General features: G+C 49.6%; 22 protein-coding genes and 1 pseudogene. 16 read left to right on the forward strand and 7 right to left on the reverse strand.

What is annotated here, in order from left to right; genetic code table 11:
- Positions 1-120 precede the first annotated feature (120 nt).
- Positions 121-987 carry a carboxylate/amino acid/amine transporter gene (locus HMPREF3091_RS10380; protein ID WP_070715686.1) on the forward strand — a complete coding sequence of 289 codons (867 nt, stop codon included), beginning with the start codon at positions 121-123 and terminating at the stop codon, positions 985-987.
- On the opposite strand, the gene metR is transcribed toward HMPREF3091_RS10380, so the two are convergent.
- Entirely contained in the window at positions 899-1,906 is a 1,008-nt protein-coding gene (gene metR / locus HMPREF3091_RS10385; protein WP_004089354.1) for an HTH-type transcriptional regulator MetR, read from the reverse strand. The two genes, HMPREF3091_RS10380 and metR, sit on opposite strands and share 89 nt — an antisense overlap.
- Positions 1,907-2,177: 271 nt before the next feature.
- Here metR and metE point away from each other — a divergent pair, with 271 nt between their 5' ends.
- Positions 2,178-4,454, forward strand: coding sequence for a 5-methyltetrahydropteroyltriglutamate--homocysteine S-methyltransferase (gene metE, locus HMPREF3091_RS10390; protein WP_070715689.1), 2,277 nt, complete (start codon positions 2,178-2,180; stop codon positions 4,452-4,454).
- Between the two features lie 265 nt (positions 4,455-4,719).
- Complete coding sequence (locus tag HMPREF3091_RS10395) at positions 4,720-5,574, forward strand: AraC family transcriptional regulator (RefSeq protein WP_035502141.1); 855 nt, start codon at positions 4,720-4,722, stop codon at positions 5,572-5,574.
- Between the two features lie 13 nt (positions 5,575-5,587).
- On the opposite strand, the gene HMPREF3091_RS10400 is transcribed toward HMPREF3091_RS10395, so the two are convergent.
- From HMPREF3091_RS10400 to HMPREF3091_RS10420, 5 genes are all read right to left on the reverse strand, one after another.
- Positions 5,588-5,932, reverse strand: a complete 345-nt coding sequence (locus HMPREF3091_RS10400) for a PTS fructose-like transporter subunit IIB (RefSeq protein WP_070715691.1) — start codon at positions 5,930-5,932, stop codon at positions 5,588-5,590.
- Positions 5,933-5,955: 23 nt separating this feature from the next.
- The gene (locus HMPREF3091_RS10405; RefSeq protein WP_070715693.1) at positions 5,956-6,843 is read right to left on the reverse strand and encodes a [formate-C-acetyltransferase]-activating enzyme; all 888 of its coding nucleotides are present in this window, start codon (positions 6,841-6,843) and stop codon (positions 5,956-5,958) included.
- Positions 6,809-9,106, reverse strand: a complete 2,298-nt coding sequence (locus HMPREF3091_RS10410; RefSeq protein ID WP_070715695.1) for a formate C-acetyltransferase — start codon at positions 9,104-9,106, stop codon at positions 6,809-6,811. Before HMPREF3091_RS10410 ends, HMPREF3091_RS10405 begins: the two co-directional genes overlap by 35 nt.
- 68 nt (positions 9,107-9,174) lie before the next feature.
- Positions 9,175-9,495, reverse strand: a complete 321-nt coding sequence (locus HMPREF3091_RS10415; protein ID WP_004089362.1) for a PTS fructose-like transporter subunit IIB — start codon at positions 9,493-9,495, stop codon at positions 9,175-9,177.
- 21 nt (positions 9,496-9,516) lie between these two features.
- Positions 9,517-10,599: a PTS fructose transporter subunit EIIC gene (locus HMPREF3091_RS10420; RefSeq protein ID WP_070715697.1), complete on the reverse strand. Its 1,083-nt coding sequence runs from the start codon at positions 10,597-10,599 to the stop codon at positions 9,517-9,519.
- 328 nt (positions 10,600-10,927) lie between these two features.
- Here HMPREF3091_RS10420 and ptsP point away from each other — a divergent pair, with 328 nt between their 5' ends.
- Positions 10,928-13,429, forward strand: coding sequence for a phosphoenolpyruvate--protein phosphotransferase (ptsP, locus tag HMPREF3091_RS10430; protein ID WP_070715700.1), 2,502 nt, complete (start codon positions 10,928-10,930; stop codon positions 13,427-13,429).
- A gap of 16 nt (positions 13,430-13,445) precedes the next feature.
- Positions 13,446-14,108 carry a fructose-6-phosphate aldolase gene (gene fsa / locus HMPREF3091_RS10435; protein ID WP_070715701.1) on the forward strand — a complete coding sequence of 221 codons (663 nt, stop codon included), beginning with the start codon at positions 13,446-13,448 and terminating at the stop codon, positions 14,106-14,108.
- A 75-nt stretch (positions 14,109-14,183) separates the two neighbouring features.
- On the opposite strand, the gene udp is transcribed toward fsa, so the two are convergent.
- The gene (gene udp, locus HMPREF3091_RS10440) at positions 14,184-14,945 is read right to left on the reverse strand and encodes a uridine phosphorylase (RefSeq protein WP_004089366.1); all 762 of its coding nucleotides are present in this window, start codon (positions 14,943-14,945) and stop codon (positions 14,184-14,186) included.
- A gap of 338 nt (positions 14,946-15,283) precedes the next feature.
- Between udp and HMPREF3091_RS10445 the strand changes: the two genes are divergently transcribed.
- The 11 genes and pseudogenes from HMPREF3091_RS10445 to tatC all read left to right on the forward strand — a co-directional run.
- Complete coding sequence (locus tag HMPREF3091_RS10445) at positions 15,284-16,120, forward strand: dienelactone hydrolase family protein (RefSeq protein ID WP_070715704.1); 837 nt, start codon at positions 15,284-15,286, stop codon at positions 16,118-16,120.
- A gap of 127 nt (positions 16,121-16,247) precedes the next feature.
- Positions 16,248-17,033, forward strand: coding sequence for a tyrosine-protein phosphatase (locus HMPREF3091_RS10450; protein ID WP_008815888.1), 786 nt, complete (start codon positions 16,248-16,250; stop codon positions 17,031-17,033).
- A 157-nt stretch (positions 17,034-17,190) separates the two neighbouring features.
- Positions 17,191-18,999, forward strand: coding sequence for a carbon starvation CstA family protein (locus HMPREF3091_RS10455; RefSeq protein WP_004089370.1), 1,809 nt, complete (start codon positions 17,191-17,193; stop codon positions 18,997-18,999).
- A 120-nt stretch (positions 19,000-19,119) separates the two neighbouring features.
- Positions 19,120-19,650 (forward strand): DedA family protein, encoded by a 531-nt coding sequence (locus HMPREF3091_RS10460; protein ID WP_008815889.1) that lies wholly within the window; start codon positions 19,120-19,122, stop codon positions 19,648-19,650.
- Between the two features lie 121 nt (positions 19,651-19,771).
- Complete coding sequence (rmuC, locus tag HMPREF3091_RS10465; protein WP_070715705.1) at positions 19,772-21,304, forward strand: DNA recombination protein RmuC; 1,533 nt, start codon at positions 19,772-19,774, stop codon at positions 21,302-21,304.
- A 102-nt stretch (positions 21,305-21,406) separates the two neighbouring features.
- Complete coding sequence (gene ubiE / locus HMPREF3091_RS10470; protein ID WP_004089375.1) at positions 21,407-22,162, forward strand: bifunctional demethylmenaquinone methyltransferase/2-methoxy-6-polyprenyl-1,4-benzoquinol methylase UbiE; 756 nt, start codon at positions 21,407-21,409, stop codon at positions 22,160-22,162.
- A gap of 13 nt (positions 22,163-22,175) precedes the next feature.
- Positions 22,176-22,793 carry a ubiquinone biosynthesis protein UbiJ gene (locus tag HMPREF3091_RS10475; protein WP_070715707.1) on the forward strand — a complete coding sequence of 206 codons (618 nt, stop codon included), beginning with the start codon at positions 22,176-22,178 and terminating at the stop codon, positions 22,791-22,793.
- Entirely contained in the window at positions 22,790-24,424 is a 1,635-nt protein-coding gene (ubiB, locus tag HMPREF3091_RS10480; RefSeq protein ID WP_004089378.1) for a ubiquinone biosynthesis regulatory protein kinase UbiB, read from the forward strand. Before HMPREF3091_RS10475 ends, ubiB begins: the two co-directional genes overlap by 4 nt.
- Before the next feature lie 134 nt (positions 24,425-24,558).
- Positions 24,559-24,828 carry a Sec-independent protein translocase subunit TatA gene (gene tatA / locus HMPREF3091_RS10485; RefSeq protein WP_004089379.1) on the forward strand — a complete coding sequence of 90 codons (270 nt, stop codon included), beginning with the start codon at positions 24,559-24,561 and terminating at the stop codon, positions 24,826-24,828.
- Positions 24,829-24,831: 3 nt separating this feature from the next.
- Positions 24,832-25,386, forward strand: coding sequence for a Sec-independent protein translocase protein TatB (gene tatB / locus HMPREF3091_RS10490; protein WP_070715709.1), 555 nt, complete (start codon positions 24,832-24,834; stop codon positions 25,384-25,386).
- A 42-nt stretch (positions 25,387-25,428) separates the two neighbouring features.
- Positions 25,429-25,781, forward strand: a pseudogene (gene tatC, locus HMPREF3091_RS22875) (twin-arginine translocase subunit TatC); the annotation flags it as partial.

Raw genomic sequence — 25,781 nt, forward strand, 5'->3', positions numbered from 1 at the left:
GCTCCAGCCATTTCAAATTGTTTGGTTGATTATAAGTCACTTGTAAACCGACTTCGTCCAACATTGCTCGTCATCCTTCAGTAGAATTGCCCTCTAAATCGGCAATGGACGAAAAATTTCGTGATTCTATTACTTCTCACCACGGTGTTGTGGGCATTTTCATTCAGCTTGATCGGCGTTTACCTTGCCGGTCAGGTTGATGGTTGGTTCGCGGTATTGGTGCGTGTCGCGTTAGCTGCGTTGGTATTCTTACCTTTCCTACGTTTTCGCGGTGTGCAGGTCAAACAGGCGCTGCTGTATATGGCGCTCGGAGCCTGTCAGTTAGGCGTGATGTACCTGTTTTATTATCAGTCGTTCCTGTACCTGTCGGTGCCAGAAGTTCTGCTGTTCACCATCATGACGCCGATTTATGTCACGCTGATTTACGATCTTATGCAAGGAAATCGCCTGCGCTGGGGATACTTATTTAGCGCATTGCTCGCTGTTTTGGGGGCTTTGATTATCCGCTATAACCCTTTGAGCCCGCAGTTTTTACTGGGGTTTGGTCTGATTCAGGGAGCAAATATTTGCTTTGCGATTGGGCAGGTTGGCTACAAGCGTTTGATGGAAATCAGCCCGATGCCGCAGCGTAATGCGTTTTCATGGTTTTACTTGGGCGCGTTATGCATTGCCCTACCGGCATGGCTGATATTTGGGCATCATCAAATGATGCCAACGACCAGTTTGCAGTGGGGGATCCTGATTTGGCTTGGCGTTGGCGCTTCTGGCATGGGGTATTTCATGTGGAACTATGGTGCCACTCAGGTGGATGCTGGAACCTTAGCCATCATGAACAATGTGCTCATTCCGGCAGGGCTGCTGGTTAATCTGGCGATTTGGCAGCAGCACCCTGACTGGATCAGGCTGATTGCTGGTGGCGCGGTGATCGCGCTTTCGCTATGGGTGCATCGGCGCTGGATTGTTCGTCGTGAGGAGACAGTCCGTTAGCAATTTTACTGTGATAGATTTCCGCGTCGCGTACGAAGGGCAGATGTTCGCAGGCATGGCGGCGCGCCGAATGAATAAAGGCTTCTGTCACGGGCTGGTTTTGTTCCCCATCGCGAACCGCAGAGTACAAACGGCTCCACAACCCTTCTCCCAGCGGCTTAGTCACCACTAAGCCCTGACGTTCCACATTCTCCACGACCCAATGCGGTAATGCAGCAATACCCATGTGTGCGGCAACCATCTGAATCAGCAGCAAGGTGTTATCCACGCTTTTCAGCGCAGGGGTAATGCCAGCCGGTTGTAGGAAATGTCTCCACACATCTAGGCGCTGACGCTGTACCGGATAAATCAACAAGGTTTCCTCTGCCAGATCCTGCGGCGTGATTTCAGCTTTATTCGCCAGAGGGTGATCCGGTGCGAGTACTAGGCGCACTTCATAATCAAACATCGGCGTGTAGTGCAAATGACTACGCGGCAAAATATCGGACGTCATCACTAAATCCAATTCGCCCTGTTGCAACGCTGGCTGAGGATCGAAGGTCACTCCGGAGTGAAAATCGACGGATACGTCTGGCCAATGTTCGCGAAATTTATCTAACGCTGGCGTCAGCCATTGGATACAGCTATGGCATTCAATCGCTATACGCAGAGCGCTTTGATGGGGCTCGTTACAGGCTTTTAAGGCTTGCTGGATCTGTGGCAGCACCTGCTCCGCTAATCTCAACATAATCTCACCCTGCACGGTAAAACGTAGCGGCTGGCTTTTTCTCACAAATAAGCGATAGCCCAGACGTTCCTCTAAATCACTGAACTGATGAGAAAGGGCTGACTGTGTTTGATGCAGCTGTGCTGCGGCTGCAGCTAAAGAGCCTGTATTCCTCAGTGCTTGCAGCGTCCTTAAGTGTTTCAGTTCGATCATGAGAGTCTTTCACCTTGAGTGTGAATAATTTGCGCTTGTTCGATACACAGTACCTGTGGATTATGGATGTGTAAACATCTAGATGGCTATATCCTTCATAATTAAAGTTGCTGATGTGTTGACCATGTTTGTTCACCCTACTGACAGCGCTGTTTGTGCACTTAGGGATCCACTCACGTGTCGCCTTTCTTCAACCCAGATTATCTAGAGTATAACCATAATAATTCAGACGCCGAGCGCGGTTATATCGGGTCATAATGAGGTAACAATAATGAGCGTAATCAATCACACTTTAGGTTTCCCGCGTGTCGGCCTGCGTCGCGAACTGAAAAAAGCACAAGAAAGCTATTGGGCGGGCAATATCTCGCAAAACGAATTGTTGGCCGTAGGTAAAGAGCTGCGTGCACGTCATTGGCAGCAACAGCAAGACGCGGGCGTTGATTTATTACCTGTGGGTGATTTCGCATGGTACGACCATGTGCTGACAACCAGCCTGCTGCTGGGGAATGTGCCAGCACGTCATCAAAATGCTGACGGTTCGATTGATTTAGATACGCTATTCCGTATCGGCCGTGGTCGTGCACCAACCGGCGAACCGGCTGCCGCTGCCGAAATGACCAAATGGTTTAACACTAACTACCACTACATGGTGCCTGAGTTTACTCAGGGTCAGAGTTTCTCTCTGGGCTGGCAACAGTTGCTGGATGAAGTTGATGAGGCGTTAGCGCTGGGTCATAACGTAAAACCGGTACTGCTTGGCCCCGTAACCTATCTCTGGCTCGGCAAAGTGAAAGGTGCTCAGTTTGATCGTCTGGAACTGCTGAAAGATATTCTGCCGGTTTACCAGCAGGTGCTAAAAGCGTTGGCCGATCGCGGCATTGAGTGGGTACAAATCGATGAGCCTGCGCTGGTTCTGGAACTTCCTCAGGAGTGGCTGGATGCGTATCAACCCGCTTATCAGGCGTTGGCAGGGCAGGTAAAACTGTTGCTGACGACCTATTTTGAAGGTATCAGCCATAACCTAGACACAATCCGGGCGTTGCCGGTTCAGGGGCTGCACGTAGATGCGGTACATGGCAACGATGATTTATCTGCATTGCACAATGCGCTACCGCAAGAGTGGGTGCTGTCCATCGGTGCGATTAACGGTCGTAACGTATGGCGTGCTGATGTCGGCCAGTGGTTTGAACGCATTCAACCGTTGGTGTCTCAACGCCAAATCTGGATCGGTTCTTCTTGTTCGCTGCTGCATAGCCCAATCGACCTGAATGTTGAAACGCGTTTAGATGCAGAGGTAAAAAGCTGGTTTGCTTTCGCATTACAAAAATGTGCAGAGCTGGCTCTGTTGACGAAAGCGGTCAACGATCCGACAGCAGAAAATCTACAGTCGCTGACCGATTACAGCGCACCGATTCGCGCTCGTCGTCGCTCAACCCGCGTACACAATGCGCAGGTAGAGAAGCGTCTGGCGGCAATCACCGCCCGTGACAGTGCGCGTAATCAGCCTTATGAAGAGCGAGCGAAAGCTCAGCGCGCGCGCTTTAATCTGCCAGCATGGCCAACGACAACCATCGGCTCATTCCCACAGACGACCGAAATTCGTGGGCTTCGTCTCGACTTCAAACAGGGGCGCGTGGATGGTAATAACTATCGCACAGGGATCAGCGAGCACATTAAACAGGCTATCACTGAACAGGAGCGTCTTGGTCTGGATGTGTTGGTCCACGGTGAAGCAGAGCGTAATGATATGGTGGAATACTTTGGTGAACACCTCGATGGCTTTGTATTTACCCAAAACGGTTGGGTACAGAGCTATGGCTCCCGCTGTGTAAAACCACCGGTCATTATTGGTGATATCAGCCGCCCAGAGGCGATTACCGTAGAGTGGGCCAAATATGCTCAGTCACTGACAGACAAACCAGTGAAAGGCATGCTGACAGGGCCTGTGACCATCCTGTGTTGGTCATTCCCTCGTGAGGACGTGACACGTGAAGTCATCGCTAAGCAGATCGCCTTAGCGCTGCGCGATGAGGTGGAAGATTTGGAGAAAGCCGGTATTGGCATCATTCAGATTGATGAACCTGCTTTGCGTGAAGGTTTACCGCTGCGTCGCTCGGATTGGCAGGCATACTTGGAATGGGCGGTTGATGCGTTCCGCTTAAATGCCGCTGTGGCTCAAGATGACACTCAAATCCATACCCATATGTGTTATTGCGAGTTCAATGACATTATGGATTCTATAGCAGCACTGGATGCGGATGTGATCACTATCGAGACTTCTCGTTCGGATATGGATTTGTTGGAAGCGTTTAAAGCGTTCGAATATCCCAATGAAATTGGCCCAGGCGTCTATGACATTCACTCGCCAAATGTGCCAAGCGTAGAATGGATTGAAGACTTGCTGCGTAAAGCTGCGCAAAACATTCCTGCGGAACGTTTGTGGGTTAACCCAGACTGCGGTTTGAAAACACGCGCATGGCCGGAAACTCGTCAGTCACTGGCGAATATGGTGAAAGCAGCGCAGCGACTGCGTGAACTAGAAGCGTAATCAAGACGTTTCTTGGCTATAAAACCAACGGCTACTGGATTTCCAGTAGCCGTTTTGTGTATTTAAAGGAAAGGTCAGCGGTGAGAGAAATAGTCTGTGATATTCTTTTAAGCCGTTAGCTCGACATTTATGCCCACGATGCTTGCCGCGTGACTCGGCTTTGCCTCGCCCCGTTGGGGCCAGCGCAAGCGCTGTTCAAAAGGCTAAATCCTTCTTGTGTTGCAACGGCAATTATTGGGGTATATCACCAAAGGGTTTGGATCTCATGAGAGAAATTACACATGCGTTAACGTTATGGCTACAGCAGCCGGATCGGCAGGGGCAGGTGTATTTTGCTGGGAATCAGCAACCCGCGCCTGAACTTGCATATCAGGTGAATTTCCCTCGTTTGGAGCTAGTGCTGGAAGGCCAACAGAAAATGAAATGGGAGGATGTGCAGGAAGGCGCTGCTGAGCATATTCTTCAGGCTGGTGATGCTTTGTTTGTTCCCGCGGGTGGCTGGAATAGCCCCGAATGGAAGATGCCGGTGACCACACTCAGTATTTTATTTGGTAAGCAGCAGCTAGGATTCAGCCTGTTGAGCTGGGATGGTGAGCAATACCAAGATCTTGGCAAACAAAATGTAGCGCGTCGTGGCCCGCGGGTGGGGTCATTTTTGCTTCAGGCGCTAAATGAACTGACATGGAATCAGCGTGACCAGAGCACAGCATGTTTTATCGTGAAAAGCCTGATCAGCCACTGTCTGGATTTACTCGGAAGTCAGGTGCAAACGGCTTCCCGCAGTCAGGCTCTGTTTGATGCGGTACGTGAACATCTTGATGAGTTTTACCGTGAACCACTGACGCGTGAATCTGTGGCGCAGGCGTTTTATATATCACCGAATTACCTTTCTCATCTGTTTCAGAAAGCTGGGGGGATCGGTTTTAATGAATACCTGAACTATACGCGGTTGGAACAGGCAAAACATTTGCTTAAACGCTATGACATGAAGGTAAAAGAGGTTGCACACGCCTGTGGGTTTGTTGATAGTAACTATTTTTGTAGACTGTTTCGTAAAACCACCGAACGATCGCCTTCTGAATATCGTCGCCAGTATCGAAGCCAACTGTTGGATAAGTAGATAATCGACTGTTTTAGCTGATTTTAACGTGAGTATCCTGCGGGGATGTGATGATTTTTTTCACAGCAGAGAGCGTTTTCTCTGGGAAACGTAGGAATGTGCTGATGCTGCTGTGCACACAGCGGCAGTGAACAAAACGTTCCGCGCCTTCTAGCTCAATATCGGCAATGAGTAACACAACGTCAGCCGAGCGAATATCATGCTCTGTCAGCGGGTTTTCGATACCGAGAGCGCCTTGAGTTTCGATTTTCACCTGCCATTTTTCGTGCTGGCAGATTTTCTCTAATCTCTCTGCGGCCATATAGGTATGAGCAACACCGCTAATGCAGCCTGTCACTGCCACCAGTTTTATTGCCATCTCAGTCTCCTTCCGAATATGACTTATCCACCCGTTATAACACGATAGCCTGCGTTTATAGCCAGTTGTCGTATGAGTTCAATATCCTGTTCGCTTGGTGTTGCAACATTTTTCATCGCATAAGGGCGATTTAATAGCTGATACTTAGACTCTCCAAACTGATGGAAAGGTAATAAATGTATTTCCGGTAGATTGAATGGAGCTAAGAAGTCGAGGATTGCGTGAAAATTGTTGTGCTCCAGTGTGTAACCGGGAATGAGCGGTACACGCGGTATCACTGTTATTCCCGCAGCAATAAGACGAGCGAAGTTTTTTAAAACCCGTGGCTGATGCATATTCAGCACATTTTTTGCCTGTTCCGTATCCATTATTTTGAGATCGAAAAGCACTAAATCACATCGTTGAGCCACTTTGAGCAGCATTTCTTCGTTGGCGTCGCCTGCGGTTTCTATCGCGGTATTTATCCCAAGCTCTTTAAGGCGGGTAAGAAACTGTAGCGCAAAGGGAGCCTGCATAAGTACCTCGCCGCCTGACAGAGTGACTCCTCCCCCAGACGTGCGAAAAAATACGTCGTCTTTGAGCACTTCCTTAAGCAGATTCTCTAACGAAATATCGCGACCAATACGCTCCATTGCCGTGGCCGGACATTCATCCGCGTTGTTAAGGCAAGGCTGGCAGTGCAAGCATTTTGCTTCTCGGCGCACGGTGTGAATGCGGCTCGACATTGACTCGGGGTTCGCACACCACGGGCAGGTGTGCGGACATCCCTTGAAAAAGACGACGGTGCGGATCCCGCCGCCGTCGTTGAGCGAATAGCGCTGTATATTAAAAATCCGCGCCATGTTGTCTGACAAGCGCCCAGCAGATATCGGCTTACTAGAGCTGATGTGCCGTACGGCGAATGATGTCATCCTGAATTTCCTTTGAAAGCTCGACAAAGAAAGCACTGTAGCCAGCAACACGAACGACAAGCCCAGCATAGTCTTGTGGCTTCGCCTGAGCTGCTCGCAATGTTTCAGCATTTACAACGTTAAATTGGATATGCTGAAGCTTGAGCTTGGTAAAGGCACCAAGAAAATCTGCCAGCTTATTGAGGCCGGATTGTCCTTCAAGCGTAGACGGCGTGAATTTGACGTTTAGCAGTGTGCCGTTAGAAAGTAGGTAGTTATCCAGCTTGCTGACCGACTTAAGTACTGCCGTCGGCCCTTGAGCATCTTGACCAAGCATTGGGGATAATCCGCCGTCGGCCAGTTGTTCCCCTGAGTAGCGTCCGTCGGGCGTCGCGCCCACTACGGCACCCAGTGGGACATGTGCTGAAACCGTATAAGAACCCGGTGTGAACTGGCCTCCGCGTGGGTTGCGATAGGTTTCTACTTCCTTACAGTAGAAGCGCAGCAGGTCGGCGCTAATGTTATCCACGACGTCGATGTCATTGCCGTATTTTTCAAAACGGTTGATAAGGCGAGCGCGAATTTGTTCACCCTCAGGGGTGGCGAAGTTGGCCTTTAGCGTTGCGATAAGTTCATCAAAACTGAGTCTCTGTTGATCAAAAACGATCCCTTTCAACGCATGCAGTGAGTCGCTGAGGTTAGCGATGCCAATCCCTTGTACGCCAGAGAAGTTGTAGCGTGCGCCGCCTTCAGTAATGTCTTTGCCGTTATGGAGGCAGTCGCTGATAAAAGAGGAAAGCAAAGGAACAGGAGCCCAATCGCGGTGGCCAATATCACAGATGTTGCTACCCTGTGCCATTAGCTTCACGTAATGACAAATCTTATGGCGGATTTGTTCTAGCAGATCGTCATAGCTAAGATTGGCGTTACCTTCATTCTCAAGTAGAACGATTTCCATCACCTTAAGCAGGTTAAACATGGCGATGTCATGTAAACCGTAGGTTTTGCCGGGGATAGACAGTTCTACGCAGCCAACCACAGAATAATCGCGCGCATCTTCCAGAGAAACTCCGCGGTTCAAAAATGCCGGTACGACGACTTCATCATTGAATATCTGTGGGATCCCCGTACCAATACGGATGGTTTCAGCCGTTTTTAAGAGGAAAGGCCGGTCGATCAATTCATTTACGCGCACGCCGAGATTCGGTTGCGGTAGTTGGGTATTTTGGTAGGCGTCCAAACATAAAAACGACAGCGGGTTAACGGCACTGCGTCCGGTTTCGGTAAGCCCCCCTAACAAAATAGTGTAACCCGTCGGGAATCCGGCGAAGTAGCGGGCACTGGAGGTTGAACGAAGTAAGACGATATCGTTGCACTTGATCCATAGCGACTCTAAAAGTTCCTGTAAGAACTGTGGATCCTCTCCTTGCTGTAGCGATGCCTGATAAAACGGCAACATGTATTGATCGAAACGTCCTAGCGAGAGCGAGCTGGCATTCGATTCATACTGAAGAATGATATTCATGTACCAAAACAACTGGCAGGCTTGATGGAAGCCTCGTGGTCGTTCAACGGCAATAGTACGAGATATCTCCGCAATATTTGCTAGTTCTTCCCTACGCAGTGCATCTGAGCAGGCGAAGCTCATCTCCTGCGCCAACGCGCTATAGCGCAGAATATGGCGCTGTGAGGCCTCGAGCAGTAAAAGGGCTGCCTGGTAGAACGCATTATCTGGATGCCGAGACGTAAGCGATCGCATCTCATCCACTAACTGGCCAAGACCATTTTCGAGCAGGCGAGGGTAATCAATGATGATATGTCCCTGACCTTTGTCGGTCTGGTTGATGCTGAAAATCTGCGTTTTAACGGCCGTTTTGACTTCATCGGTCATCTGCTCATTGATGAAATCTTTCATGGAGCGCTTTTCCCAATATGGGAATAGCTGCTCACGATATATCTGCTTATCCTCGTTGGCGATCTCAAAGCGATCCTGTGGGCGCGTCGGGAACTGTTCCAACTCCTTTAGCAGCCAATAGGGATCCATTTCAGGCGAAACGATCCCCGCGCGCGGCTTAACGGTGCGATTGCCTGCGATAAGTTCATCAGCTCGAATCGAAATCTCGACGTGATCGAGTATGTAAGCCGTCGCTTTAGCGCGCCGCAAAATGGTTGGCTCACCTTCTGTCTGCTGGTGGCTGGCGGTATAGAGCAGGGCGCGCTCCAGAGAAATTTCTCTTGGATTTGCAAACATCGCTGCTTTAAGGCGTTCGATACGAGCGGTCATAATGGACTCCGATTCGAGAATTCAGCGCGGTAATCGAGAGCAGCAATGACGCCACTCTCGTTAGGCAATCAGGCAGTTTGTGAAAGATGCGACTCAATTTTCCCCATAATGACATCAGCGCGTTTTACCGCATCGCTGATGTTGACGCGTACGATGGTTTTACCTTGGAATCTTTCCTCAAATTTGATGCCGATGTCTTTGGTTAAGATCACCATATCCGCCGATGCCACGTCTTCAGCCGTTAATTCGTTTTCTAGTCCGATTGAACCTTGAGTCTCTACTTTGCATTCCCAGCCTTTGGCTAGGGCCGCACGTTCTAAGGCTTCGGCAGCCATGTAAGTATGGGCAACACCGGATGGGCAAGCGGTCACAGCAATAATTTTGGTCATAATGATGTCCTCAAAGCAGAATTAATTGATTTCAAAATCTAGGTCTAAATCGTCTTCTTTGTTTTCTGTTTTCTCAGCCTGCTTTTTAGCGGCTAGGCTTTTTAACACGTTGACGCAAAGGGCTGTGACGACCATGCCTACGGCTAATGCCACGATATAGCCGAGTTTGCCTTCCACGACGGGCAGGACGATAAGTCCTCCCCAGCCTGCATAGCATTGAGCGCCTAACAGCGCAGCGGTTACCGCGCCACAGGCGGAGCCGATCATAATGGACGGAATTACACGCAGTGGGTCGGCGGCGGCAAAAGGTATCGCACCTTCTGTAACCCCCACGCAGCCCATCAGCAGTGCGGCTTTGCCCGCTTCTTTCTCTTCGGCGTTGTAATATTTGCGACCAATCAGAGTGGCGAAACCTAGCCCAAGAGGTGGCACTGCAATCGCCACGGCGGCGATGGCTACCACGCTATACACCCCTTGAGCGACGCAGATGAGCATAAATGCATAGGCAACTTTGTTGACGGGGCCGCCCATATCAAAGGCCAGCATTAGCCCCATGATGATCGCCAGCACCACAATGCTCCCTTGCTGCATGCCTTGCAGCCAATGCGTAAGGCTAGACGTGAGAGCACCTACAGGTTCGCCTAATCCCCACATCATGATCCCCGCGGTCAGCAGCGTGCCAATAATTGGGATAACAAAAATAGGCATGACGGAACGCAGGATCTTGGGAACCGGTATCTTCTTGAGATAGAACACAATGATGCCGCCGATAATGCCGGCGATGATGGCTCCAAAAAAACCTGCGCCAAATGAGTTGCCTACCCAAGCCCCAATTGCACAGGGCGCTAACGCAGAGCGGTCGGCAATTGAATAACCGATATAGGCCGCAAGAAAAGGCACCATCAGCGTTAGACCTGCAACGCCGATATCAAACAGCTTTTTCAGATTGGGATCGGTTGCTGCATTCGGTACCGCACCTTGACCGTACAGCATGACGGAAACGGCAAGCAATATACCGCCGGCTACCACGAAAGGAATCATATGTGATACGCCAGTCATCAAGTGCTGGCGGGTATTTTTGAGTATCTGAACCAACTCTTTCATAGCGTTCTCCAGTGCATGGACTTTGTTTGCCGCGGTGGGGGCATGACAGGAAATAGGTTTCCACAATAGGCAATCTGGCGTAAGGCAGACAGTGGAGAAAATTGACATTTACTGGATATTTGTACGATATGTGGAAAAATGCGATCGGGCGCAAACTTGTCGATGATAGATACATATTTCCCATCATAATTTGGGATGTGAGCATCATCCCACTTTTGGCTTATGATTACATTTGTCCAGTGTTTGGCATTTTTGTCCCATAGCCGCATAGGGGAGACCGCTTTTATCCTGTTAGCCATCATCCAGTTTTGGTTCAGGAGAACGCGTCATGCCGCAAGTGCTGAAATTTACCTGTGATTTACCGAACGGTGTCCATGCCCGTCCCGCCAGTCATATTGAAACCTTATGTAACCAGTTCACTGCGCGTATTGAGTGGTTCAACTTGCGTACTGGTAGGCAAGGGGATGCTAAAAGCGCCTTATCTTTAATTGGTACGGATACACTGCAGGGTGATGAATGCCATATCAGCATTGAAGGTGCTGATGCTGAGCAGGCTTTTTTACGTATTTCTGCCTTTATCAAAGATGAATTTCCTCACTGTGATGCGCCTTTGCCACAGCTTTCGGAAAGCCAAGAGGAAGCATTGCCGCAGTCACTGACTCATCTAAATCCTAACGTTGTCCGTGCTCGTTCGGTGTGCGGTGGGATTGCTCAGGGGATTTTACTGCGCCTATCGACGATGGATTTGAAGCATCTCGGTGAACTGCCCGCATCACGCGGTGTGGAAGAAGAGCAGGAGGCGCTAGATTTGGGTTTAAGCCGTTTGCTGAAGTCTTTGGATCTGCAACTGTTGGATGATAACGGTACGACGAGCGCGGTGTTGGAGGCGCATCGCTCTTTGCTCAGCGATCACTCATTGCGCGCTCAGATTTTAGATCAGGTGGTAAAAGGCGCTAGCTGTGCGCAGGCTATCGTCGCGGCTGAAGAGCATTTCTGCCAGCAGTTTTCCTCATCGGCGAGTGAGTATCTGCGCGAGCGGGCACTTGACGTGCGTGATGTTTGTTTTCAGCTATTGCAGCAAATTTATGGTAGTCAGCGCTTCCCTTCACAGACCGCATTGCAACAAAGCTCAATCTGTATGGCTGATGAGTTAACGCCAAGTCAGTTTTTAGAACTGGATAAATCACTGCTGAAAGGATTGCTGTTGAGCAACGGAGGCAGCACTTCACATACGGTGATTTTGGCTCGTTCATTCAATATCCCGACGCTGGTGGGCGTGGATGCAGAGGCTCTTGCTGTGTATGTCGGCCAGGAGGTGCAAATTGATGGGGATTTGGGGCTGGTTGCTGTCAATATGTCGCCTGAAGTGCAGCGTTATTACCAGCTTGAGGCACAGGTTCAGCAGCGCATCCGTGAGCAGCAGAGGGCATATCTCTCCACGCAGGGGCGCAGCGCAGATGGGGTTCGTTTGGAAGTTGCCGCAAATATTGCCCACTCCATTGAAGCCGCACCGGCATTTAGTAACGGCGCTGAGTCGGTAGGGCTATTCCGCACTGAAATGCTGTATATGGATCGTGCTCATGCACCATCAGAAAACGAACTTTACAATATTTATTGTCAGGCCCTTGAGGGCGCCGAGGGGCGTAGCATTATTGTGCGTACCATGGATATTGGTGGGGATAAGCCCGTTGAGTATCTAAAAATCCCTGCAGAAAATAACCCTTTTCTCGGATATCGCGCGGTACGAATCTATCAGGAGTTTATCTCTCTTTTTCATACCCAGTTGCGCTCAATTTTACGTGCGTCGGCGCATGGCTCTCTGAAGATCATGATCCCGATGATCTCTTCGATGGAGGAGATCTTGTGGGTTAAAGATCAACTTGCCGAAGTGAAGCAAAAGCTCCGTACCGAACAGATCCCTTTCGATGAAAAGATCCCGTTGGGCATCATGCTGGAAGTACCATCGGTGATGTTTATCATCGACCAATGCTGTGAAGAGATTGATTTCTTTAGCATCGGCAGCAATGACCTGACGCAATATCTGCTCGCCGTTGACCGCGATAACGCTAAGGTCACCAAGCATTACAACAGCCTCAACCCTGCGTTCTTACGAGCGTTAGATCACGCGGTGCGCGAAGTACATCGGCAGGGGAAATGGATTGGGCTGTGCGGAGAGTTAGGAGCCAAAGGTTCGGTGCTGCCGTTGTTACTTGGACTGGGGCTGGATGAAATCAGCATGAGTGCTCCTTCTATTCCAGCCACAAAAGCGCGGCTTGCACAGTTGGACAGCCGCGAATGCCGCTTGTTATTAAATCGTGCCATGGCTTGCCGGACTTCTTTAGAAGTGGAGCACTTACTGGCTCAATTCCGTATGACGCAGCAGGATGCTCCGCTGATTAGTGCTAACTGTATTTCACTCAATAATGATTGGCGCAGCAAAGAAGAGGTCATCAAAGGAATGACCGATAATCTTCTGCTCGCCGGGCGCTGTCGCTATCCGCGTAAGCTCGAAGCTGACTTATGGGCGAGAGAGGCTGTATTTTCCACCGGGCTCGGTTTCGGTTTTGCGATTCCCCACACTAAATCTGAACACATTGAGCAATCCACAATCAGCGTTGCGCGATTGCCGCAGCCAGTCATCTGGGGAGATGAAGAGGCTCAATACATCATTATGTTAACCCTAAACAAACATGCCGCTGGGGATCAGCATATGCGCATCTTCTCTCGCTTGGCGCGTCGCATCATGCATGAGGAGTTTCGTTCCGCGCTGGTTGGCGCTAGTGATGCCAGCGATGTGGCTAACTTACTGGCTCGTGAGCTAGACATTTAATCTAAGGAAACAGGCTATGGAACTCTATTTAGACACGTCAGATATCGCGGAAGTAACACGCTTAGCACGTATTTTTCCTCTGCAAGGGGTAACAACTAACCCCAGTATTATCGCAAAAGGTGGGCAGCCCATTTGGGATGTCTTACCACAGCTGCGTGATGCGCTTGGCGGCAGCGGAATTTTGTTTGCACAGGTCATGGGACGTAATGCTGAACAGATGGTTACAGAGGCTAAACAACTGACGGAGCGGGTATCAGGGCTGGTGGTGAAAATTCCGGTAACGCCCGAAGGATTAGCGGCGATCAAACAGTTAAAAGCGTTAGGTATCCCAACGTTAGGCACCGCTGTTTACAGTGCGGCACAAGGGTTATTGGCTGCACTCGCGGGGGCAGACTATGTTGCACCTTATGTGAATCGCATTGATGCTCAAGGCGGTGACGGGATTAAAACAGTGCAAGAACTTCAGTCATTGCTGGAAATGCATGCTCCACACGCGAAGGTGCTGGCGGCTAGCTTTAAAACGCCGCGTCAGGCATTAGATTGTCTGCTGGTGGGCTGTGAAGCGATAACGTTGCCGTTGGATGTTGCTCAGCAATTCTTGGCGTCACCAGCCGTGGATGCGGCGGTTGTTAAATTTGAGCAGGATTGGCAGGGGGCGTTTGGTTCTCTCTGCTTATAGCTGTCTTGAGAGCTACCATGGAAAAGGGAGGCATAAGCCTCCCTTTTGATATTGAGCGTTGTCTGAATCGAACGATTACAGCAGACGACGTGCTGCTTCTACTACGATTTTCACCGCGTGAGATTCGGTTTTCTTCATAGTTTCTGCGTTTGGAATTTCTTGCTGCGTGCGGTTAACAATAACGCCTGCAACCATACCTGCGCGCAGACCTTGGCTTGCACACATGGTAAGCAGAGTCGCTGACTCCATCTCGAAGTTCATCACGCCCATTTCCTGCCACTCTTTCATAGAGCCTTTGAAACGGCTAACTACGCGGCCAGAGAAGGTGTCATAACGTTCTTGACCTGGGTAGAAGGTGTCAGAAGATGCCGTTACGCCAATGTGAGTCGTTGCGCCAACCGCTTTAGCTGCATCAACCAGTGCGGTCGTACAGGTAAAGTCGGCAACGGCAGGGAATTCCATTGGTGCGAAGTGCAGACTAGCACCGTCTAAACGTACAGAACCCGTAGTGACCAGTACGTCACCCACGTTGATGTGCGGCTGAATTGCGCCAGTGGTGCCGACACGCAGGAAGGTACGAATGCCTAGCTGCGCCAGTTCTTCAACGGCGATAGAGGTTGATGGACCACCGATACCGGTTGAGCAAACGATGACAGATTTACCGTCTAGCTCTGCGCGCCAAGAAGTGAATTCGCGATGTGAAGCCAATTTGACTGGGTTATCCATCAAATTAGCAATTTTTTCTACGCGCTCAGGGTCACCAGGGACGATAGCCAAGGTTGCGCCTTTCAGATCGCTTTTTACTAGGCCGAGGTGGAAAACATCAGAATTAGACATACGGACTCCTCTGTCATTGCTATAAGTTGTTAAGGAGGAACAAAAACGCACTCTACTGAAATTCATCGGTGAAATGCGTGACTCAAATCACTAGATATGAAGAAACAATAACAAGAACGACAAATAATTGTGATTAAAATCACACAATGTGGCGAGTTAGCGGTTTTTTTCACCGCTCACAGTGTGACATGTACACTTTATGTTCGCTAGTTGGGAGCGCGTTTGTTGGCGATAAAGTGTTGTTTAGGGCTTCCGGGGAATTGTTTGATTCTCATGCAAACAAATTATTGCTATTTATACTTAACATTCTTGCAATATATTCAGACAGGGAGCTTTACATGAAGACCGAAGATCTCATTACGCTGGTAACCTCACCGTCATCGTTCTCCCCCGCCGCTGGCGCTATCTCCTCTACCACGGTACATACCGATAGCGAAGGTTTGCATGCAGGATTTACTACCATCCCATCTCAGGGCGACGATCTCCCTGCATATTTAGCCAAGCCTTTGCACGCAGAAGGGCCATTGCCCGTTGTGCTGGTGGTGCAGGAGATCTTTGGCGTGCATGAGCATATTCAAGATATTTGCCGTCGTCTGGCAAAACAGGGCTATTTGGCGATTGCCCCCGAGCTTTATTTCCGCCAAGGGGAAGCCAGTGACTACACTGATATTCCCTCGTTATTTCAACATCTAGTCAGCAAAGTACCTGATAAACAGGTTTTGGGGGACTTAGATCATGCAGCTCACTGGGCCACTCGCCACGGTGGTGATGCGAGCCGCTTGTTTGTCACCGGCTTTTGCTGGGGGGGACGTATTACTTGGCTTTATGCAGCGCACAATCCTCAGCTTAAAGCGGGGGTTGCATGGTATGGTCGCTTGGTGGGCGATAAAACCTTAGCGTCGCCAAAGCATCCCGTTGATGTCGCCGCTGAGCTCAGTGCGCCGATGTTAGGCTTGTACGGTGGTCTGGATGACAGTATTCCGCAAGAAACGGTAGAGACGATGCGACAGTCTTTGCGAGCAGCTAATGCAATCGCAGAAATTATCGTTTATCCAGAGGCTGGGCATGCATTTAATGCGGATTATCGCGGTAGTTACAACGCTGAAGCAGCCAAAGATGGTTGGGAGCGAATGCTTGCGTGGTTTGCTGCCTATGGTGGAAATAAGGTGGAATAACGCCTAACCGTGACTCATTTGATGGCGCGATTGCCGTGCTCATAAGGATTCGGTGCGATGCGGTTTTACCGCTTTTCACTGAATCTGATAAGGTGGGAGCGATAACCTAAAATAATAAGAGGTCATGATGACAGCCACTATTTTTTTGCATCCCTCCCTTGCCCCCTTGGAAGGTGGCGTTAACTTTCGCGATATGGGCGGTTATCTCGCTGCCGATGGCCGTCGAGTTAAGCGTGGTAGGTTATTCCGATCAGGGGCGTTAGATCGCCTAACGGATAAGGATTTAAGCTACCTGCAAGATGTACCTATCAAAAATATCCTCGACTATCGTGATGCCGACGAGGTGTCTACCAAGCCAGATGTGCTTTGGGATGCGGTACGTTATATCAATTTGCCCGCTAATCCACTGAGTACCGAAGTTAACGCTAATCTGGAGAAACTCACTAGCGAAGCGCTAGAGTCTTTCGACGCCAACGCTTTTATGTTGGAGCTCTACCGTCGCCTACCTTTTAGCAATCACGCTTACCAACTGTTAAGCACCCTGTTACAGAGCGGTGAAGAAGGCGCCATCGTGCAGCATTGCGCAGTCGGTAAGGATAGAACCGGCGTTGGTTCAGCACTGGTACTGTTTGCCTTAGGCGCCGACGAAGCCACGGTGATGGAAGATTATCTTTTAACTGAAACCACGCTAGCGCCATTCCGTAGCCAAATGCTGGATTATCTGTCTGTTAAACTGAATGAAAAGGCGCTGGGTCAGTTTTCGTATGTACTGTCTGCTCGCGAAGAGTTTTTGGTCACGGCGTTGGATGCGATCAAAGCCAGATACAGCACAATCGATAGCTGGCTAGAACAGGAATATGGCCTAAATATGCAGGTGAGATCACAACTTCAGCAACAGTTCCTAGAGCCGTAACTCCCCGATATTTAATGAAAGTGGAGTCGATGGGCTCCACTCAATCCACTTTTCATACCGCTTACTGAGCCAAAACACCGCTTAATCAAATTCAACCCCTTCCCCAAATAGCCCTCAAGTATGTTAACGCCTGAGAAATCCTCAGGAGATAATAACTATGCAACACGCAATTACATTCGTTATTGCTACGCTGTGTATCCTTACGATCTGCTACCGTTTGTACGGTATCTTTTTCGTAAAAAAGGTACTGCGTGCTGATGATAACGAAGTGACTCCATCACATACCTTTGAAGACGGGAAAGATTACGTACCTACCAAAAAGTGGGTTAACTTTGGTAGCCACTTTGCAGCAATCGCTGCTGCTGGGCCTTTGGTTGGGCCGGTTCTGGCAGCGCAGTTCGGCTACCTGCCGGGCTTCCTCTGGTTGTTGATTGGCTGTGTGGTCGGCGGTGCGGTACATGATACCGTGGTGCTGTTCGCGTCCATGAAACATCAAGGTAAATCCTTATCTGAAGTAGCTAAATCCGAGCTAGGGCCGATTGCAGGCTGGTGTACGGGTTTAGCAATGCTGTTCATTATCACGATTACCATGGCCGGTTTGTCGATGGTGGTAGTGCACGCGCTGGAACGTAACCCTTGGGGGACTTTCGCCGTGTTTATGACCATTCCTATCGCTATTGGTGTGGGATTGTGGGAACGCGTTACCGGCAGCATGAAAGGCGCGACTTACGTGGGTATCGCTGCGATCATGGCCTGCGTATTCTTCGGTCCTCATATCCAGAACACCACTTTTGGTGAGTGGCTGACGTTTAAAGCGACGACGGTAAGCCTGTTGCTGCCAGCGTATGCATTCTTTGCTACCGCGTTACCTGTATGGATGCTGCTGACGCCGCGTGGTTACCTTTCTAGCTTTATGAAAATCGGCGTGTTCGGGGCGTTGGTTATCGGTGTTATCTTCATTAACCCAGAAATTCAGTTCCCTGCGGTGACTCAGTTCATTCACGGTGGCGGCCCGGTTCTTGCTGGCCCAGTTTGGCCATTCATCTCGATTACCATTGCCTGTGGCGCAATCTCTGGTTTCCATGCGTTTATCGGCTCTGGCACCACGCCAAAACAGATCGATAAATGGAGCGATATTCTGCCGGTAGGTTTTGGCGCAATGTTGGCGGAGTGTGTGGTTGGTGTGATGGCGCTGATTGCGGCAACGTCTCTGCATCCTGCTGACTACTTTGCGATTAACTCAAGTGCGGAAGCGTGGGCGGGATTAGGCATGGATGTGGTTAACCTGCCTAAGCTAAGCGAAGAAATTGGTCTGGATCTTTATGGCCGTACCGGTGGTGCCGTTACGCTGGCTGTGGGTATGACCGATATCTTCATCCGTGTGCCATGGTTTAGCAGTTTGGCGTCTTATTTCTTCCAATTTGTCATTATGTTCGAAGCGGTGTTTATCCTGACCGCCGTTGACTCTGGTACTCGTGTAGCACGTTACCTGCTGCAAGACTTCCTTGGTGACCTGTGGGCTCCACTGAAGCGTACTGACTGGCTGCCTGGGTCCATCTTCTGCTCTGTCATCGCCTGTGCGCTGTGGGGCTACCTGCTGAACTCTGGTGACATTAACTCGGTATGGGCGCTGTTCGGTGTATCTAACCAACTGATGGCTTCTGTTGGCCTCATTATTGGTGCCACTATCATCCTGCGTTTAGCGACTAAACGAGCTTATATGCTGACCTGTGTTATCCCGTTGGCGTACCTGTTTGTCACCGTAAACTATGCCGGTTATTGGATGATTAAGAACGTGTACTTCAACTCGGCGGCGAAAGGCTACAATATTTTCAACGGAACTATTTCTATTATCATGATGGTTCTGGGCGTGATTATCCTTATCTCTGCACTACGTAAATGGCGTGAGCTGTGGTCTGTACGTGGCAAGGAGCTACGTGCTGAACAGACAACGGCAACGGCTTAATCGTTAGCGTTTCATCACTGTTTAAAACGGCCGATTTATCGGCCGTTTATTTTTGGTTAATCTACAACGCCACGTTATGCCGTATCCTGCCTGTTTAACCTCAATCGAGAGAGTTGCATCGTGACGTTAGATAGCATCATCCAGATAGTGGTTGAGTTTGTCCGCAACCATGAGCATTGGGCCATCCCGATCGTTTTCATTTTGGCTTTTGGCGAGTCGCTGGCATTTCTGTCTCTGTTACTCCCTGCTACGGTAATTTTGTTGGGGTTGGGTGCCCTCATCGGCGAGAGTGGAATTGCTTTTTGGCCGCTATGGATCGCAGCTAGCACAGGTGCGTTTATTGGCGATTGGGTTTCATACTGGGTTGGTGACCGCTACCAGCATCAGGTTGAGCATATGTGGCCGCTATCCCGCCATCCACAGATGATGGCTCGGGGTCACACTTTCTTTGAACGTTGGGGAACGTGGGGCGTGTTTATCGGCCGTTTCTTTGGCCCACTGCGTGCGGTTGTCCCTTTGGTTGCGGGGATATGTGGCATGCCGCAGCGCTATTTTCAGCTAGCCAATTTGCTGTCAGCGATTCTTTGGGGATTTGCCATGTTAGCACCCGGTGCATTTGGCATTCAGTGGCTCAATGGCTGGCTGGACTAAGTTCTCATTCTATTTCATACAATTTTGCGTACTGTTTCGCAGCCTTTGCGTATTCGCTCTGGACATCCATACAGTATATTATTACCGTGACGATCAGAAAGCGTTATAAGGCGGAGGCAGGGTGGATTCCAGCATATTTTATGGTGTAGCAGGTGCCGTCGTTGGCATGCTGGTGGGGTGGTTGATCGCGAGTTTACGAATGCAACAGCAGCGGCTAACACTGGAAGGTGATTTGCGTCTGCACCAGCAAGAGATTGCCCAGTATCAGCAAGAGCATCAGACGCTGATACAGCAACGCCAACAGCAAGAGCTACAGCAGCGCGAGAAAGATCAAGAACTGCGTATGCTGCACAGTCAGCTTGCCGCAACGCAGGAGAAGCTGAATCAGCAATCTGTGTGGCGTAACGAGTGTGAGCAGCTAAATCAGGAGCTGCGTGCGCTGCGTGAGGTCAACAGTGCGCAAGAGGCTGAATTACGAGAAGTGACTATTCGTCTGGAAGAGACACGGCTGGGAGCTGAAGAGAAACAGCGCTTGCTGGTCAACAGTGAGCAGCGCCTTAGTGCTCAGTTTGAAAATTTAGCTAATCGTATTTTTGAACATAGTGGAAAACGGGTTGAAGAGCAGAATCGCCAAAGTTTGAATAGCTTATTGAGCCCATTACGTGAACAGCTAGATGGGTTTCGCCGTCAGGTGCAGGATAGCTTTGGGCAAGAGGCGCGTGAAAGGCACACACTGGCGCATGAAATCCGTAATCTTCAGCAGCTAAACGCACAAATGGCGCGTGAGGCGGTAAACCTGACTAAGGCTTTAAAAGGGGATAACAAAACACAGGGTAACTGGGGTGAAGTTGTCCTCAGCCGGGTCTTGGAGGCCTCTGGCCTGCGCGAGGGGTACGAATACCAGACGCAGGTGAGTGTCCAGGTTGGTACTAACAGCCGTATGCAGCCCGATGTTGTTGTGCGTTTGCCGCAGGGTAAAGACGTGGTGGTCGATGCGAAAATGTCGTTGGTGGCCTATGAGCGCTATTTCAACGCCGAAGATGACATGGTGCGTGAGCTGGCGCTGCAGGAACATGTGGCTTCGGTGAAAGGGCATATTCGTCAGCTTGGGCGTAAAGATTATCAGCAGCTTCCGGGACTGCGCTCTTTGGACTATGTCCTGATGTTTATCCCGGTCGAGCCTGCTTTTTTAGCTGCCATCGACCGCGAGCCTGAACTGATCAGCGAAGCCCTAAGACATAACATTATGCTGGTGAGCCCAACAACTCTGTTAGTTGCGTTGCGTACTATTAGTAATTTATGGCGCTATGAACATCAAAGTCAGAATGCGCAGAAAATCGCCGAACGTGCGTCGAAATTATACGATAAGATGCGTTTGTTCGTTGATGATATGGAATCTCTTGGACAGAGTCTGGATAAATCACAGGCAAGTTATCGTCAGGCAATGAACAAACTGGCACAAGGCCGTGGTAATCTGATAGGACAAGTCGAGAGTTTCCGCACTTTAGGGGTGGAAGTGAAAAGGCCGATAAGTCCTTCGCTTGCTGATGAAGCCCGACTGGAAAATGAACCCGAAGATGAGGAGTTTGCTGATCCTGCCGAGCAGGCGATACAGCAACCTACCATAAGAGTCGCTAACGGACTCGATGATTAAACACTGCTCCTTGCTTCGATAAGGCCGAGCACTGTTCGCACCAACGGGCAGCGCTTAATCGCGTAGATTCACAATCAATTAGATTAAAAGCAGGCTTAGAAAATGGTAGATCAAACGCCAGAAACCACTCATTTTGGTTTCAAAACCGTCGCCACAGCTGAAAAAGCGGGCAAAGTTGCTCAAGTATTCCATTCCGTAGCGGCAAAATACGACTTGATGAATGATCTCATGTCATTTGGTATTCATCGTGTCTGGAAGCGTTTTACCATTGATTGCAGCGGCGTGCGCCGTGGGCAAAAGGTACTTGATCTTGCTGGTGGTACAGGCGATCTTGCAGCGAAATTTTCTCGCATTGTTGGCGAGCAGGGTGAAGTGGTTCTGGCAGATATCAACGACTCAATGCTTAAGATCGGGCGCGAGAAACTGCGTAATCTTGGCGTTATCGGCAATATTAACTACGTACAAGCCAACGCAGAAGCTCTGCCTTTCCCCGACAACCATTTTGACTGTATCACCATTGCTTTTGGTCTACGCAACGTCACCGATAAAGATAAAGCGTTACGCTCCATGTATCGCGTGTTAAAGCCAGGTGGACGCTTGCTGGTTCTTGAGTTTTCCAAGCCATTACTCGAGCCGCTCAACAAAGCCTATGATGCGTACTCATTCCATATCCTGCCGAAAATTGGTGAATTAGTGGCGCATGATTCTGAAAGCTATCGCTACTTAGCCGAATCGATCCGCATGCATCCCGATCAAGAAACGCTGAAGTCCATGATGGATGATGCAGGTTTCGAAAACACGACGTATTTCAACCTGACTGGTGGGATTGTTGCTCTACATCGTGGCTATAAGTTTTAACTGAAGGATCGTTATGCTGACCCCATTGCTAAACCCATTATTTACCGGTGCGATTGAAACGGCACTTAATCGAATGTTGTATCGTGACCGTGCGCTCAACAATGCGCGCCAGCGCCTGACGGGCAAAGTGCTGGGCGTTTTCGTCAATGAGATAAATTCACCGCTCTATCTGGTTTTTAGCGATAACCGTCTGGATGTTTTGGGCGCGTGGGAAGGCGACACGGATTGCAGCGTCAAAACGCGATTATCCGTGTTACCGGAGCTGCGTGACCGTCAACAGCTTACCGCGCTTATCCGCTCCGGCGACTTAGTCGTAGAGGGAGATATTCAGATTGTGCAGCAATTTATTGGTTTAATGGATTTAGCTGAATGGGATCCTGCTGAGTTGTTAGCTCCCTATACGGGGGATGTCGTTGCCCAGGGCATGAGTATGTTCATACGCAAAGGTGCCCGTTTTGTGGTGACTGGCAGCCAGCGCCAGCGACAATACATCGGCCAAACTGTGACTGAAGAGTGGCGTCTAGCGCCAGGGGTTTTGGAAGCGGCTTGGTTTTCTGAAGAAGTTGATGCCGTCAGCCATCAGCTCGAAAGTCTGGAAAAGCGACTTTCTCAGCTTGAGGATAAAATATGACGCCATCGGAACTGTGCCGATTTTATTTGATTGTTCGGGTTTTCCTTGCTTACGGACTAGATGAACTGATCCCGAAAATGCGCATCACGCTTCCGTTACGAATGGGGCGTCATCTGCTGTTCTGGATGCGTAACAAGCATAAAGATAAGCCTTTGGGTGAGCGCTTGCGCTTAGCGTTACAAGAGCTAGGACCGGTCTGGATTAAGTTTGGCCAGATGATGTCTACCCGTCGCGATCTTTTCCCTCCGATGATTGCCGATCAGCTTGCATTGCTACAGGATCGCGTTGCGCCATTCGATGGTGCTTTAGCCCGTAAGCAAATTGAAGACTCAATGGGTGGCCCGCTTGAGCAGTGGTTTGATGATTTCGACCAAAATGCATTAGCATCGGCGTCGATTGCGCAGGTGCATACCGCTAAGCTGAAAGAGAATGGTCAGGAGATCGTTCTGAAGGTCATTCGGCCTGATATTTTACCAATCATCAAAGCCGATGTTCGCCTGATGTATCGACTTGCAGGCTGGGTGCCTAAGCTCATGCCTGATGGTCGTCGTTTACGCCCGCGTGAAGTGGTGCGCGAATATGAAAAAACGCTGCTGGATGAGCTTAATTTATTACGAGAAGCGGCAAATGCGATTCAGCTGCGTCGTAATTTCGAAGGCAGCCCAATGCTGTATGTGCCAGAAATTTACTCCGACTATTGCCGTGAAAACGTGCTGGTTATGGAGCGGATCTACGGTATTCCGGTTTCTGATTTACCTGCTTTGCATGCGCAGAATACCAATATGAAACTGCTGGCCGAACGAGGCGTGCAGGTGTTCTTTACGCAGGTGTTCCGCGATAGTTTCTTCCATGCAGATATGCATCCTGGCAATATTTTTGTCAGTTTTGAACACCCTGAAAACCCACAATATATCGGTATTGATTGCGGGATCGTGGGGAGTTTGAATAAAGACGATAAACGTTATTTGGCTGAAAACTTTATCGCATTCTTCAACCGTGATTATCGCAAGGTTGCTGAGCTGCATGTTGACTCTGGTTGGGTTCCTCGCGATACCAACATCGAAGATTTTGAATTTGCGATTCGCACCGTTTGTGAGCCGATTTTCGAAAAGCCATTGGCTGAGATTTCTTTTGGACATGTGCTGCTGAACCTTTTTAACACTGCGCGCCGCTTCAATATGGAAGTGCAGCCACAGCTGGTGCTGCTGCAAAAAACGCTGCTGTATGTCGAAGGTTTAGGACGTCAGCTCTATCCACAGTTAGACTTGTGGACCACGGCTAAGCCCTTCCTAGAAACATGGCTACGCGATCAGGTGGGTATACCCGCGATTATTCGTGCGTTAAAAGAGAAAGCGCCGTTTTGGGCTGAGAAGCTCCCAGAGCTCCCAGAGCTGTTTTATGATAGCTTGCAACAACACAAAGTTTTGCAACAGAGTGTTGATCGGGTATTCGTTCAGCTAGATAAGCAACGTAATCGCCATGGCCGTTCACGATATTTGTTTGGGATTGGCGCTACACTATTACTGAGTGGTACGATCTTGGTCGCTGCGAAGATACCTGTTTGGCCAGCTTGGATTATTGCTGGCGGCTGTGTTGCTTGGATTGTTGGATGGCGTTATACCCGTCAGTAGATACCTCTTACGAGTGTTATATCGTTCTCAGCGCATAGTTTTAATTAATAGTTATTGGTTAGTAGTTCAATATTTCTGCGTGACTACCGTATAATGCGGCGCACGAATAACCCCTATCAATAGAGGTGATTAAAATGGGTGGTATCAGTATTTGGCAGTTATTGATTATTGCAGTGATCGTGGTGCTGTTGTTCGGCACTAACAAGCTGCGTACTCTGGGCTCCGATCTCGGGGCGTCTATCAAAGGTTTTAAAAAGGCGATTGGCGACGAAGATAAAACGCCTCCATCGACTAACGCAAACAATAGTGCAGCGCCACAGGATGCAGACTTTAAGTCTCTTTCTGAGCAGCAGCCAGAAGTGAAGAAAGAAGAATCTAAGAGCCAGAACAAAGAGCAGGTGTAAACCGTGTTTGACATCGGGTTTAGTGAGCTGTTGCTGGTAATGGTGATAGGCCTGGTCGTTCTAGGGCCTGAGCGGTTACCTGTTGCAGTGCGTACAGTGGCAGGATGGATTAGGGCGCTGAGATCTCTTGCGGCCTCTGTTCAGAATGAACTGTCGCAGGAATTAAAGCTGCAGGAGTTGCAGGATAGTCTGAAGAAAGCGGAAAGCGCAGGTCTTCAAAACCTCACGCCTGAGCTAAAAGCCTCAATGGATGAGCTAAAAGAAGCCGCAGAGTCGATGAAGCGTAGCTATCAGACTCAGGTGACTGAGCCTGTAGCAAAAGCGGCTGAAACCATCCATAAACCGGATGTGTCGGATCCTGAAGCGTTCCACGATGAAGTCGATGCAGACTTAAGAGAAGATGAACGCAAACGTGCGGAAGCCGTTAAAGTGGATGCGACAAATGCAGCTTCGGTTGAGCCGTTAGCCACAGAGGACGTTTTGGTAAGCACTGAGCAACAAGCAGTGAAAGCACCAGAGCAGCCTGTTCCCTCTCACTCTACAACAAGCGATCGTTAAAGCATGGCCGTTGATGATACCCAGCCGTTGATTAGCCATTTAATCGAGCTACGTAAGCGACTCTTAAATTCGATTATTTGTATTCTGGTGGTATTTCTGGCGCTGGTTTATTTTTCCAACGACATTTACCACCTGATTGCATCGCCGCTCATTAAGCAACTGCCTCAAGGCGCGAGCATGATTGCCACCGATGTCGCATCGCCGTTCTTCACGCCGATCAAGCTGACAATGATGGTATCCGTATTCATCTCTGCGCCGATGATTTTGTACCAGATTTGGGCTTTCGTTGCGCCTGCGCTTTATAAGCATGAACGCCGCTTGCTCATGCCGCTATTGTTCTCAAGCTCTCTGCTGTTCTATTTAGGCATGGCGTTTGCGTACTTTATCGTGTTCCC

Source organism: Hafnia sp. HMSC23F03 (assembly GCF_001816025.1).
GTDB classification, from domain to species: domain Bacteria; phylum Pseudomonadota; class Gammaproteobacteria; order Enterobacterales; family Enterobacteriaceae; genus Hafnia; species Hafnia paralvei.